Source organism: Peribacillus faecalis, assembly GCF_014712675.1.
Lineage (GTDB): Bacteria > Bacillota > Bacilli > Bacillales > DSM-1321 > Bacillus_AD > Bacillus_AD faecalis.
Window position 1 is genome coordinate 69,387 of record NZ_JACXSI010000045.1, and the last position, 13,364, is coordinate 82,750.

Sequence of the window (13,364 nt, forward strand, 5' to 3'; positions counted from 1 at the left end):
TGTAATTGCTTGCTGATGCGAACACATTCGACATCAACAAGCATCCTTCAACCATCAATTAAAACATAGTATCCTCATTCACTACCGGGAAAATAAGACTGACTTCCGTGCCGATATTCAAACGGCTGTCAATCAACAACGTTCCATTATGCAATTGCATCAATTTTTTCACAATTGATAAACCAATGCCAGTGCCTCCATCAAATCGTGAACGGGCTTTATTCACACGGTAAAATCTTTCTGTTACTCTTTCTAAATCTTCAGCACTCATACCAATACCATTATCGCTAATCACCAGTTTACAATAATCATCTTCCATAAATAGTTCAATGGCAATCGAACCACCATCTTTCGAATAACGCATTGCATTTTCGACAATGTTCCCGATAATTTGCTCAAGTCGGTCTTCATCCCCTAAAATAATGACATCAGGATTTAAATCCATCTCCAACTTTAAACCGCGCTCCGTTAAAATCGGCTCATACTTCAGCATAACATCTTCAATACATTGAGCAAATGCAATTGGCACAAGATTCAATTTATAGACATTTTCTTCAAGTTTCGTCAAATCCAACAAATCTTGAACAATGCCCTGTAATCTGTTCGATTCTCTGGCTATCAACTTCAAGTATTTCTTTTGCTCTTCCTTATCTTCGACGATATCATCAAGCAAAACTTGTGTGTAGCCTTTTATATAGCTAAGCGGTGTTCTCAGCTCATGAGAAACGTCACCGAGAAACATTCTCCTCCGCTCATCCTCTCCTTGAATAGCCTTTGACATTTTATTAAAAGCTGCGGAAAGACTTCCAATTTCATCTGTACTGTCATAATGCAAAATCGTAGAATAATCTCCTTTGGACACCTTTATGGCAGCTGCCTCCATTTCTTTTATCGGACGAATTGTTTTATTTACAACAGTTGCTCCGAAAAAGAACATAATCACTAAAAACAAGCTGGCCGTAAACGCCCACATATTCGTTAAGACCTTGCCGAATTTCAAGAAGGGCTGGATTGGTGAATACGCATAGACGATTCCTTCTAAGTTACCTTCATGCAGCAGCGGATGAATGACAGCTATTACTTCTCGTTCAAACCTTTCAACGTATTCCTTCTTAAATACTGGCTCTCCCATTAAAAGTTGCTGTCTATCCTCACCATCCACTAAGGAATCATAATCGATGTCAAAAGGGAGACAAACACTCAGCTCCTTAGGATTATTCACAACAAATAACTCACCTGTTCTTTTTGTGTTTATCCATTCGATTCTCTCTTTAAATTCATCCGTTATTTCCCCGCCTTCATAATCCTCGGCTACAGTCTCAGAAAGATGCAGCAAATCTGCTTTAACATAATCGACATAAAGTTTGTCATAAAATATTTGCGATAATATAAATCCGAATGCCAAACTTAAAAACAGTATGACAAACACAATCATCCATAGCTTTTGCTGCAAGGAAATATTCTTATTTTTCATCTAATCCCTCGAATTTATATCCAATGCCCCATACTGTGTGTATGTAATCCGCTGTTTTCAGCTTCATTCTTAACGTTTTAATATGAGTATCAACTGTACGCAATGAACCTCTATAATCATTGCCCCATATACGTTCAAGAAGCTGCTCTCTGCTCAACACTTGGTTCGCATGGATGATTAAGAAATTTAAAAGTTCATATTCTTTAAGAGTCAGCGTAATCGCTTCATCATTTATTGTAACTTTACGCGATTTTTTATTGATTAAGATCTCGCCGTATTTAATATAATCCTCTTCCGACAAATCACGTTTCTTGCCGGCACGGCGAAGCAATGCTTCAATTCTTGCCATCAGCTCACCGGGACTGAAAGGTTTGACAATATAGTCATCCCCGCCAAGCTTCAATGCCTTCACTTTGTCCCATTCTTCACCTTTGGCGCTGACAAAAATAATAGGAACGTCAGAAGTTTTTCTGATTTCTTCGCATACCTTGAAACCATCTTGGTCAGGCATCATTATATCAAGCAGAACAACATCAATTTTTTCGTTCTCCATAGCATGCAGTGCTTCTTTTCCACCGCTCGCCTTTGTGCATTCATACTTCGAATTTAACAAGTACATCTCAATCAGATGTCTCATATCTTCTTCATCATCAACAACAAGTACACGGAAATTAGACATATATACTTACTCCCTTACAAATATTTGAAAAGGTCCCTTATCGACCTTAACCCTTTTCTCGACTGTGAAGGAATTTGGTTTTAGCAGAATTACTTCATCACTATCATAAGCTGTAATTGCAACATAATTATGATAAGACGTCATTTCGAAAGGATTAACCCCAACATTCTCAGATTGCATGTCACCGGTTAGAGTATTGTATTTATAAATAGTATTGGAGCCATGACTCAATATAAAAATAGAGTCTTCCCATGAGAGGAACTTAATCGGCATAGAAGGCGCTTTTAAAGAAGATAACAATTGTCCGTTATCTGCAGAGTAAATTCGAACACTTTCTTCCATTGTGCTTCCCTCGCCATGTCCGCCTACCCACAATTCATCTTCGTGCAAAAGAATTCCTGCAGAAGAGCGATTACCGGCAATCTCCTTTACACGTTCCAGCGTTTTAGAATTCAGCACCGTAATCTTCTCATCATCAAAATTAACGACATACAGCTTAGCCTGTTCCTTGTCCTCAACAAAAGAAATCGGATTTTTCCCGACAGTCGCTTTTCGAAGCTCTTCACCATCCAGCGAGAAGATTCTGATACTGTCACGCGACTGGTCAACAAGAACAATCTCTTTCTTATCATTTATAAGCCCGGCAGAAACAATTCCGCTGCCAACCGGCCACTCTTCAATAAGCTTTCCCTTGCTGAGAGAATAGATTTGCATGACAGACATTTTTTTGCCGTAAACAGCTATGCGATCACAGTCCGGCAACAAAAGAGCACCGGTAAACGGTTCTTTTAAATCCCAGTATGCAATCTTCTCAAATGTCTCACCATCCAAAAAGGTAATGCTGCTATCCTTTAAATTGACAGTAGCAATAAACGTTTCCTCCACTGGTATTGTCGGCATCCCATTCCGAAAACAACCTGCTAAAATGAGCACAAAAAGTACAATAACTCCCTTTAGCTTTTTCATTAAAATCCCCTATCCCTTTAATTCGTTACAATTTTACTTCTAAAATGTGAAGTATGTGTGAAGTTATTTCAAATCGACCTTTTAATTTTTTCCATTGAAATATTTTACATAAATTCTTCGTTTATAGAAAAACTAAAATCAAGACTGTCTTTCGAAAGGAGTTATTAAATTGCCCAATCGCTATTGCTGTCCCAATTGTAAAACTAATAAGACGAGATTTAATCTAATCGAACAAATTGCTCATCCTGTAAAAAAGGATCCGCAAACCGGCGATGTTCTGCAGTCCTTCGATAACGAAACATTGGACCCGTTCCACATTAAATATAATGGACCTGTCATGCGTGTTCAATGTGCTTCATGCGGACTAATTGAAGATGAAAAAACCTTCACATCCTACGGAAGGATTAATTAAGAAAAACCGTTACCGGTCCTTTTTGGTGAGACGCATACTCAAGAATTGAAGTTAACTTCAGATGACTACTATCTCACGAAATGTCACAAATCAAAAAGGAGACATGCGGGAGGACTAAGACGGGGCGACAAGAAACCCGCCTTTGGTTTCTTGTTCGAAACGGCTTAGGACCGAGCATGGCAGGTATAAGGTTAGACAGCTATCTAAGTTCAGAAATAGATGGTTTCTTATTGTTTTTTAAAACCGTTACCGGTCCTTTTTTAAAAACAAAAAGGGGCGCGAAAAGTTGAAATAGTACTTTTCGCGCCTCTTTCATTTACTCAATCTCTAATTCTTTCTCCAAAGCTCTAAGCTGTTCAATAATCATGTCTTTATCTAAGTTCTGTCCGATAATGACAATGTTTAAAGGCATTTTAATCAATTCCTGAATCATAACAGGCGTGCCATAAGAATATTGAAATAAGAAAGGATATTGTGAATGGGTAAAACCGATATACCCTTTTATACGATATACAGTATCAGGTAATCCGCGCAGCCACTTTTCGAAAGACTCATACGATATTGAAGTTTTGAATGTATGAATAATTGTCTGCAATTGCAAGTCAGCAATACTATGCTTAGAAGTTGCTGATTTTTCCTTCAAGGAAAATTTCCTATTCTGAAAATCTTTCAAGGAAATTTTGCTGTGATCCGTGAAGAGGCAAAGGGCCTCACTGTTTAACGCCTGAATTTCAAACAATACTTTGCTGCTTTCACTCTCTGTCAAAATATCCTTTTTATTCAGCAAAATTGTATCCGCATGGACTATTTGCTCGACTAGCAACTGTCTAATCTGAGGCGTAAGCTTGCTTCTTTCGCTCCAACGGGATATATCGACGACGGTAATAATCCCTCTGTAATTCAAGCGATCAGCCAATAGCGGCGACATAATACTATCGACCACTTCCACAGGGTGGGCCGCCCCGGTTGTTTCAATATAAATCGCATCCAATTCATATTCATGAAGCATTGAATGTAGCTGCGCTTCCAATTTTTCTGAAATCGTACAGCAAATGCATCCATCAAACATTTCGCGGAATGGTACACCTTGATCCTCGATAAGAGCGGAATCAATGCTAAGACTTCCGAGTTCATTCAGCAAAACCGCAATCTTTCTACCAGCTTCTTTTTCTTGCTGAATTATATGCTGCAGCAAGGTTGTCTTCCCGCTTCCAAGAAACCCTCCTATAATGTAAACCTCTGTAGACTTCATTGTAATTCTCCTTTAAATAGGCATTTTCTTTATAAAAAATCTGATATTCGCCAGATGTTTGAGCTGTATGTATATTATTTTTATTTTACTGATTACAAGACTGTTAGTAAATAATTATAATGAAAACTAAGGGGTGAAACAATGAAAATATTTTATTCAAATATTTATCCGCTCACTTTAAAACAATTTATGCTCGAACCGACTTTGGATAACTTGAAGGAACTGCTTCTCCATAATACAGGTGAAACGGATTTTCTTGATTTCAAATTAAAATGGATTGATATGACAAAACTGGCTAAACACATTTTAGCAATTTCCAATTCCGGAGGAGGTTGCATTATCGTCGGAGTGAATCAGCTTGATGATGGCACTCCCGTTCTTGAAGGATTGCATCCGGGAGATGTTTTAGACAAAGCCGATATTGATAATAAGCTTGAGCATCTGCTTCCTAAATATATTAAATATCGAACAGAAGATTTTATTTTTCCGATGAGGACACATGATAAACTAAAAGGCAAAACCTTTCAAGTATTGATCATTGAATATGACCCAAAATATGTGCCCTACACATCTGTCGTCAACCAAGGTGAATTAAAATATGGCGCAATCTATATCCGCCAAGGAACGAAATCTATTGAAGCGAATTACGAAAAGTTGGTTGAGATTATTTTACGCAAAGTAGAATCAGGCGGTTCCGGTTTTGAAGACTACAATTTACGAGATCATTTGCAGCATTTAAATATTTTGTATGAAGAGCTGCAAGCTAACCAAAACGAGGAGTATAAGAAGTTTCTCCAAGAGCTGATTGATGACAAGAAAAGGAAAATTCGCAGTTATTTGGCCCTTCTTAATTAATAACGGCTGTCAGGTCACAGCCGTTATTCCTCTTCCTCAAGCAATATGTTAAGCATCCGATCCGGCGCATTCAAAAACGCCTTTGTAATTTGATAATGTTCTGTCTCTTTATAGCTCATCTTCGTATATCCATCTTCATTTAACGTATATATTTCGGCTTCCGGATACGCCATAATGATCGGCGAGTGCGTAGCGATAATAAATTGACAGCCCGCAAGCACCAATTCATGCATTCTCGCAATCATCGTCATTTGCCGGGCTGGTGATAAAGCGGCTTCCGGTTCGTCTAAAATATACAGGCTGTTCCCTTTGAATTTATGCAAAAACAGCGACATGAACGATTCACCATGCGATTGCTCATGCAGGGATATGCCGCCATAACTGCCAATTAATTTTCCATCGTCATCGAGTTTTTCAATCTCCGAAGCTACATTATAAAAGCTTTCAGCTCTCAGAAAAAAGCCGTCTTCCGGTCGAAATACACCCTTTATTACGGTCAAGTATTCATCAAGATTAGAATGCGATTGAAAGGAAGAAAAATTGAAATTTCGTGTGCCGCCTTCCGGGTTGAAGCCATAAGATGAAGCAATCGCCTCTAATATCGTCGACTTACCGCTGCCGTTTTCACCGACAAAAAACGTGACCGGCTGTGAAAAACGCAACTCCTCCAATGCTGAAACAGCCGGCAAATGAAAGGGATACGCTGAAAATGAAGGAACTTTCTCACCTTTCAATGAAATGCCTCGAATAAATAAAGCATGAAAATCGTCCAGCTTAATCCCTCCCCTTTAATGGTTATCGTCATTATACCTAAAAATTCCAAAAAGGTCTAAGAAAAACCAGCACTAGTCCTTTTGTTAGGGCACCTACTTAGGAAATGGCAGCCATCTTCATCTAATTACCATCTTAAATATGCTGAAAATCAAAAGGGGACATGCGGGAACCGAAAAGCGAAAGCAGCCCGCAAGTAAGGAACAGCGACTAAGGACGCTACGTCCGCATATCTTCGTCACTGTGACTCTCGTCCTGAGAGCCTCTGACCTGCATAAGAAGAATCGCGTAGGAAATTGTAAAATATCTGGAGTGATTTGGCTTATGACCTTGAGCTGTCAAATTCATCACTTAGCAGTCATGAATTTGACAGTTCAAGGGAGATTATCCAAGAAGAAAACTGGCTGTCCGCTGTAGCTAGACAAAATAAATACACTCCGGAAAAAGAAAAATCCTTTCTTTAAAGACACCTCTGCCTTTAAAGAAAGGATTTTTTTCATTAATTATTCGAAGTGCTTAACAATTCCTCTGCTTTTTCAAGCTGTGTATCATTCTCAAGAATTAATTCTCTCAGCTTATTCATTAAAGCAGTCGTTGTATCACCAGTCAGTACTCCATTCACTTCAAGTTCAGCATCTTTTTGGAATTGTTCAACAGCTGCTTGTGTCTTCTCATCAAATAACGAGTCGACCGTACCAGGATTGTATCCAAGTGCTTCCAGCATTTGCTCTGCAACTTTCACTTCTGTCGCATTAGAGCCTTCTCCAAGTTGTACGTCCGGCGAGATGTACGTAAGCTGAGCATATTCAGGCAGTGCTACAGCTTCGTCAGGCTGGATTCCTTTTTCGTGAATCCAATTGCCGTCAGGAGTCAGCCATTTAGCAGACGTATATTTCAAGTTAGAACCATCATTGAATTCTTGAGCTGTTTGCACTGTTCCTTTACCATAAGTTGTTTCGCCGATAACCTTAATTCCAGCAGACTCTTTAGCTGCCGCTGCAACGATTTCCGAAGCGCTTGCGCTGCCGTTATCTACTAATATAACGATTGGAACATCGATTTTATCGCTGCCATCTGCTTTATACACTTGACGATTTCCATCTGGATCTTCCACTTGGAAAATCGTTTTACCTTCAGGAACAAACATATTGGCAATATTGATTGCTTGTTCCATAATGCCGCCAGGGTTACCACGTAAATCGAGAACAAGACCTTTCATACCTTGACTGCTCATTTCCTCAAGCGCTGCTACTAATTCATCTGTTGTTGAAGTAGAGAAAGTAGTCAAATGAATTTGAGCAATTCCGTTATCCAACATTTCAGCATAGACTGTTTGGATTGGAATTGTATCCCTTACCAGTTTTACTGTAAAAGGCTCTGCGCTTCCTCGTTGAATTACGAGTGTTACAGTCGTGCCTTTCTCTCCCTTGATCAATTTAACAGCTTCTGAAGAGCTGACACCAGTCAAATCAGTACCATCTACGCTCACGATTACGTCATTGGGCTGCAGCCCTGCTTTTTCTGCCGGAGTTCCTTTAATAGGAGAAACAATGACAATTTTAGAGTTTTGCTGAGTAATTTCAGCACCGATTCCTTCGAAAGAAGACGAAATGACTTCATTAAAGCTACTCGCTTCTTCTTTATTCATAAAATCTGAATATGGGTCATCCAGCGCATCGACCATCCCGTCAATCGCTCCCTCTACAAGAGCCTCATCATCAAGATCTTTATAATACTTCTCCTGCAATATGTCATATGCTTCATATAGACGAGCAAACTCTTCCCGGTCATTTATAATTGTCGGCTGCACCTTTTCATCACCGACTAATAGCGCAGCTGCAGTTATGCCTACTGATAGAAAAACAACAAGGAATACACCCATAATGAAGTGAAACTTCTTTATTTTAAAATACTTACTTTCGTTATTATCCTGTTTATTTTCCTCTGTCATATTTTTCACCTCTTTCGCGTATATACAAGAAAAACGCTTTTCTATACCATTCGGCAATATTAAGCGATATTGATTTCAACCTAAATTTCCTTAACAATTTCGAAGTACTCTTCTAAAGTCAGCTTCTTGTCATAGATCGTTTGAGCGATGTTTGTACCGACATATCGGAAATGCCATGGTTCAAAGCTGTAACCTGTAATTTCTTCTTTCCCTTCCGGGTAGCGAAGAATAAAGCCGTATTCATGAGCATGTTCAGCCAGCCATTGTCCTTCGGCTGTATCTTTTAAACTTTCCGTTAACTCAAATTCAACAGAGCGGGCCGATATATCCATAGCCAGTCCGGTTTGATGTTCGCTTTGTCCGGGTACCGCCACAACTGACAACGCATACTCCTCGCCGCTTCTCTCTACTTCAGCGTTGAATACTTCCTCTTGGCGCACATATGAACGATAGCCTGATACAGCATAAAGTTCTATACTGTCATCATCAGCAGCTGTAAACATTTTTTCAAGAGCAACTGCCGCTTCCTGACGTAACAATGCTTTCTCTACTTCAGCATCCCCGAAGGAGTATTCAACATCAGCGCGAACCAAATCGGAAGGTATATATGTATCCGGTAAGTAATATGTTTTATTAACAAGCGCCAAAATGTTCTCATAGTTTTGGATTACATTCTTGCCGCCAACTTCCTTTACTTGATTGAAGTATTGAGCAGGTAAAGTCAATGTATTATCTGCCTGTTTTTGCGAACCTGAAATTTGCTCAGAAGAAAGTTCTGTTTCCGCCGATTGCTCTTTTTCGCTGCTCTCCTGCCCTTGGCATCCGGTCACCAACAACAAAGCGGCCAATGCAATTGTTATTTTTGTTTTTATCATATGCTTGTCTACCTCTCATCATGTTCATCTTGAGCCGCAACGATGAATAAAAAAGAATGTCCAGCTATTATCGATTTCATGTAACCGATCAGCGATAATAACATAGACATTCACACACTAAACGCCTTATTCTTTAATAGCTGCTTCTAAAGCTACTTCAATCATTTCATTGAACGTTGTTTGTCTTTCTTCTGAAGTTGTTTCTTCGCCTGTCAGAACATGGTCACTTACAGTCAGTACCGAAAGTGCCTTTCTTCCGTATTTAGCTGCTAATGTATAAAGCGCAGTCGTCTCCATTTCAATTGCAAGGATTTGGTATTGCGCCCATTTTTCCAGCTCTGAGTTATCATTGTAGAATTGGTCAGCAGTGAACACTGAACCTACCTTTACTTGCATGCCTTTCTCAGTAGCTGAGTCATATGCATTTTTTAACAATTCAAAGTCAGCAGCCGGCGCATAATCCACACCTTTAAATGTCATTCTGTTCATGCTTGAATCTGTTGAAGAAGTCATAGCAAGAATAACATCTCTAACTTTTACATCTTTTTGGATTGCTCCGCAAGTTCCCACGCGGATTAGTTTTTTCACATTATATTCTCTAATTAGTTCATTTACATAAATAGAAATAGAAGGCACTCCCATTCCTGTACCTTGTACAGAAATTTTCTTACCTTTATATGTACCAGTAAAACCAAGCATGCCGCGTACTTCATTATAGCATACTGGATTCTCTAAAAAATTCTCAGCTATGTATTTCGCACGTAACGGATCGCCCGGCAATAGTACTGTATCTGCAATTTCACCTTTTTTTGCTCCAATATGAACACTCATATGTTATAGGCCTCCTAAAAATAACTTTCCAAACAATACTATACCACACAATAGAACTATTTTTAAATTGTTAGATATTTTTTAATTAGCTCTGCTTCAAAACTGTCACACTATGTGATGAAGGATATTATTATTCTTACTAAAATATCGTTCTTCTAATCGAAAATTATTAGAAAAACCGTCACCTGTCCTTTTTCATTATGATTAAGCTACTTTAGATATACCTCAATGAAAAAGGAGACATGCGGGAACCGAAAAGCGGAAGCGGCCTGCAAGTAAGGAACATCGACTAAGGACGCTACGTCCGCATGTCTTCGCCGTTTGACCTACATCCTGTAGGCTTCATGGGAGGTGTAAGGTCTAGACATCCATCTAAGTTCAATAGTTTTAATCTTATCAATTTAAAAAACGACGAAGATTCAACCTCTCCGTCGTTCGATTATTTTGCCTTCTCAGTTAGCAAACAGAATATTTCATTTTTCACACATAAGCGAGCAAGATTTCCATTCTGCCGGCAGCACTCGATTATTCCTCTTCTTCCTCATCAATAATGCATTTATCAAGCAAGTAATCAAATGTGATATCCGCCAATTCCTCAAGCTCTTCAGTTGAAGGTACATATCCACGCTTCGTTAATTCTCTAAAGAAGAAATCCGCAATTTCCTCTGTATCAATAACAACCTCAATCTCACGCAATATGATCGCCTCCCTTAATTTACCTTTATGTGCGTTAAATCCATAATAGTACATTTTACAGAAAAGTACAATAAATGAAAAAAATACAAATTTTATGTTTTAAAGCTATTTTTCTTCTTCTTTGTCAATGACTGCGATGTAAGCCCTTTAAGCTTCAGCAAAGCCATAATCATCACTTTTTTATACTCTTCGTCGTGAAAGGTTTTATAAAGCTGGGAGTAATCATTATATAAATCCAATAAATCATCAATCAGCTGCTTCTTCTCTTTTTTCTCCTGAAGAATTTTCCGTTCTGCTTTCCGAAGCGTCTGACTGGCCTTGATTTCCTTTTTACCAGCGCTGCTCTTTAATGGATACAACAAGCCAAGCTTTTGAAAATACGCTTCTGCACTCTCTGCATCTGCCACTAATATCAGTTCGTCTTCATGTGCCTCAAGCCACTCACCGTCTGAAAGTCTGGATAACTCATAAACAATGTCTTCCCAAGCATTTTCCTTATAGCGCCATATTTCTGTCCGAAAACCGACTACTTGAAAATACTCCTCTTCATAACCGAACACTTGCACAAGGTCGCCGAAAAAATATTTATATTCAATATTGATTTGTTCCTTTTCCTGAATGATCTTGCCGTCATATTCACTAATTGGAATTAACAAGGACTCCATAAACAAGCCTTCACTATAATTCACTTCATAAACAAATGAACCTTCCAGAAATTTAATATCAGTTATTTTGCCGACAGTGCCATACTTTTTTATGACAACTGTATCACCTACTTTATATCGTGCTTTTTTATTACTCATTTCAATACATCCCCTTAAGAGAGCATTTCTTACGTTAGTATATGCGAGGTTTTTTTCGGTGTTATAAATATTGAATGTAATGGGCTTAATATCGAAATGTATCGCCATAAGTGTAAGATTGGGTTCATTGTCTATATTGAAGGATTAGTAAAAGCAAACCTGATGTTAGTTTAAAAGATTATATAAGGGGTAAGAGACTTATTAGGTGCTGAAAATATCACAGATTAAGAAAGGAGAAAAAAATGACCGTTTCATCCAGAGAAAAAACGCTTACATCAATCGAGGAACTTGGAGACAGCAAGCTGTACACAATGACTTATTATGCTGATTATCATCTTGATAGTCTCCTTGAGAGAGGTGTGAAAAGCGATTCAGATTTTTATCATTTAGTCTCCGAAAACATTGCAGGCGCCACAGTGCAAGGAAACTTCGAAGGAATCGGGTGCAGTGCTTTTACCGCGATTACAGAAGATGGAGATCATGTATATGGAAGAAACTTTGATTATTTGATGGATATGGGGATTGTTGTCATCAAAACGAAGCCAAAAGAAGGATATGCATCAACAGGAATAGCAAACCTCGGATTTGTAGATGTCGGTCAGAATGACGTTTCTAAGGAAAATTATCGTCTGTTGGCTGCTCCCTACCTCTGTATGGATGGAATGAATGAGAAAGGGCTTGCTATTAGTGTGCTGTCTTTAGATGGAATCCCCACTCGCCAAAATACCGGAAAGACAAAGATTAACACAGTTATCGCCATCCGCATGGTTTTGGATAAAGCGTCTACAGTAGATGAAGCTATAAAAATGTTATCTCAATATGATATGCAGTCCTGCGGAGACACGAAAAGCTATCATTTTCTATTACATGATCGAACCGGAGTATCTAAATTGATTGAATATGTGAATGGTGAGATGATTGTAAATACCACAAACATTGCGACAAACTTTTATGTAAGCCCGATTCAAAATGGCTTAGGCCACGGTTACGACCGCTACGACATTCTGCAACAAACTTGGAACGCATCAGGCGGTATATTATCTGAAAAGGACTGCATGACTTTATTACAGAAGGTCGCTCAGGAGCCCGGCGTAAGCCTGACCAGCGAAACTCAATGGTCCGTCGTATATAACCTGGATAAACAAAAGGCAAAAGTAGCTGTCCGAAGAAACTACAATAAATGGTTTGATATATAAGAAAAACCGGCACCGGTCCTTTTTCATTTTTGTTTTCGCTCCTTGCTACGTCTTCAATGAAAAAGGAGGCATGCGGGAGGACTAAGATGAATCACACAAGAAACCCGCCTTTGGTTTCTTGGGGGAGACAGCAAGTAATGAACATCGGCTAAAACCGTCACGTCGTGTGACAACGCCGATATGACCTACTTCCTGTAGGCCTCCGAGCATGGCAGGTGTAAGGTTAGACAGTTATCTAATTTTTAAAATATATACTTATCTATTAAGAAAAACCGGCACCGGTCCTTTTTCAGTATTCACATTCAAAAATACATACTTATCTAAAATAAAGAAGGAAGTTGATGAATTCAACTTCCTTCTTTATATGTTGTATATTGTTGCGTATTGCTCCCATACATCATCGAAAATACGCATGCTGTCTAAATAGTGCCCGTTCATTTCCAAATAGGCGCTTATTTCATGATAATCGGAGGAATGCTTTGGAAAAGTATGATCCAAAAATGCATCACTCGCAAACTTTGTGATATCGTCAATGTTTTTAGGTTGACGGAATGTTAATAAATATTGATAAAAAGACTTCACCATTAAGCCTCCATACATAAT

General features: G+C 38.8%; 14 protein-coding genes. 3 read left to right on the plus strand and 11 right to left on the minus strand.

The window, feature by feature from the left end:
* Positions 1–58: 58 nt before the first annotated feature.
* From IEO70_RS15825 to IEO70_RS15835, 3 genes are read right to left on the minus strand one after another with little or no spacing between them, the layout of a single operon-like run.
* On the minus strand, positions 59–1,474 hold the full coding sequence (locus IEO70_RS15825) for a sensor histidine kinase (RefSeq protein WP_190999343.1): 1,416 nt from the start codon (positions 1,472–1,474) through the stop codon (positions 59–61).
* Positions 1,464–2,153: a response regulator transcription factor gene (locus IEO70_RS15830; RefSeq protein ID WP_190999344.1), complete on the minus strand. Its 690-nt coding sequence runs from the start codon at positions 2,151–2,153 to the stop codon at positions 1,464–1,466. Before IEO70_RS15830 ends, IEO70_RS15825 begins: the two co-directional genes overlap by 11 nt.
* A gap of 6 nt (positions 2,154–2,159) precedes the next feature.
* A complete protein-coding gene (locus IEO70_RS15835) occupies positions 2,160–3,119 on the minus strand; it encodes a YncE family protein (RefSeq protein ID WP_190999345.1) in 960 nt (319 codons plus the stop codon).
* Between the two features lie 169 nt (positions 3,120–3,288).
* Between IEO70_RS15835 and IEO70_RS15840 the strand changes: the two genes are divergently transcribed.
* The gene (locus IEO70_RS15840; RefSeq protein ID WP_190999346.1) at positions 3,289–3,531 is read left to right on the plus strand and encodes a DNA alkylation repair protein; all 243 of its coding nucleotides are present in this window, start codon (positions 3,289–3,291) and stop codon (positions 3,529–3,531) included.
* Positions 3,532–3,847: 316 nt separating this feature from the next.
* On the opposite strand, the gene IEO70_RS15845 is transcribed toward IEO70_RS15840, so the two are convergent.
* A complete protein-coding gene (locus IEO70_RS15845; protein WP_190999347.1) occupies positions 3,848–4,783 on the minus strand; it encodes a CobW family GTP-binding protein in 936 nt (311 codons plus the stop codon).
* A gap of 141 nt (positions 4,784–4,924) precedes the next feature.
* On the opposite strand from IEO70_RS15845, the gene IEO70_RS15850 reads away from it, so the two are divergent.
* Positions 4,925–5,638: an AlbA family DNA-binding domain-containing protein gene (locus IEO70_RS15850; RefSeq protein WP_206711624.1), complete on the plus strand. Its 714-nt coding sequence runs from the start codon at positions 4,925–4,927 to the stop codon at positions 5,636–5,638.
* A gap of 23 nt (positions 5,639–5,661) precedes the next feature.
* On the opposite strand, the gene IEO70_RS15855 is transcribed toward IEO70_RS15850, so the two are convergent.
* The 6 genes from IEO70_RS15855 to IEO70_RS15880 all read right to left on the minus strand — a co-directional run bounded on the left by IEO70_RS15855 (position 5,662) and on the right by IEO70_RS15880 (position 11,565).
* On the minus strand, positions 5,662–6,411 hold the full coding sequence (locus IEO70_RS15855) for an AAA family ATPase (protein ID WP_190999411.1): 750 nt from the start codon (positions 6,409–6,411) through the stop codon (positions 5,662–5,664).
* Between the two features lie 497 nt (positions 6,412–6,908).
* Positions 6,909–8,360: a lmo1851 family serine protease gene (locus IEO70_RS15860; RefSeq protein WP_190999348.1), complete on the minus strand. Its 1,452-nt coding sequence runs from the start codon at positions 8,358–8,360 to the stop codon at positions 6,909–6,911.
* A gap of 80 nt (positions 8,361–8,440) precedes the next feature.
* The gene (locus tag IEO70_RS15865) at positions 8,441–9,235 is read right to left on the minus strand and encodes a M15 family metallopeptidase (protein ID WP_190999349.1); all 795 of its coding nucleotides are present in this window, start codon (positions 9,233–9,235) and stop codon (positions 8,441–8,443) included.
* A 126-nt stretch (positions 9,236–9,361) separates the two neighbouring features.
* The gene (deoD, locus tag IEO70_RS15870) at positions 9,362–10,066 is read right to left on the minus strand and encodes a purine-nucleoside phosphorylase (protein ID WP_190999350.1); all 705 of its coding nucleotides are present in this window, start codon (positions 10,064–10,066) and stop codon (positions 9,362–9,364) included.
* Positions 10,067–10,591: 525 nt separating this feature from the next.
* Complete coding sequence (locus IEO70_RS15875; protein ID WP_190999351.1) at positions 10,592–10,762, minus strand: YozD family protein; 171 nt, start codon at positions 10,760–10,762, stop codon at positions 10,592–10,594.
* A gap of 92 nt (positions 10,763–10,854) precedes the next feature.
* Positions 10,855–11,565, minus strand: a complete 711-nt coding sequence (locus IEO70_RS15880; RefSeq protein WP_190999352.1) for a hypothetical protein — start codon at positions 11,563–11,565, stop codon at positions 10,855–10,857.
* 242 nt (positions 11,566–11,807) lie between these two features.
* Between IEO70_RS15880 and IEO70_RS15885 the strand changes: the two genes are divergently transcribed.
* Positions 11,808–12,761, plus strand: a complete 954-nt coding sequence (locus IEO70_RS15885; protein ID WP_190999353.1) for a linear amide C-N hydrolase — start codon at positions 11,808–11,810, stop codon at positions 12,759–12,761.
* Positions 12,762–13,121: 360 nt separating this feature from the next.
* Here the strand turns inward: IEO70_RS15885 and IEO70_RS15890 are convergent, their stop codons facing one another.
* Positions 13,122–13,346 (minus strand): YozE family protein, encoded by a 225-nt coding sequence (locus tag IEO70_RS15890; protein ID WP_190999354.1) that lies wholly within the window; start codon positions 13,344–13,346, stop codon positions 13,122–13,124.
* Positions 13,347–13,364: the final 18 nt, after the last annotated feature.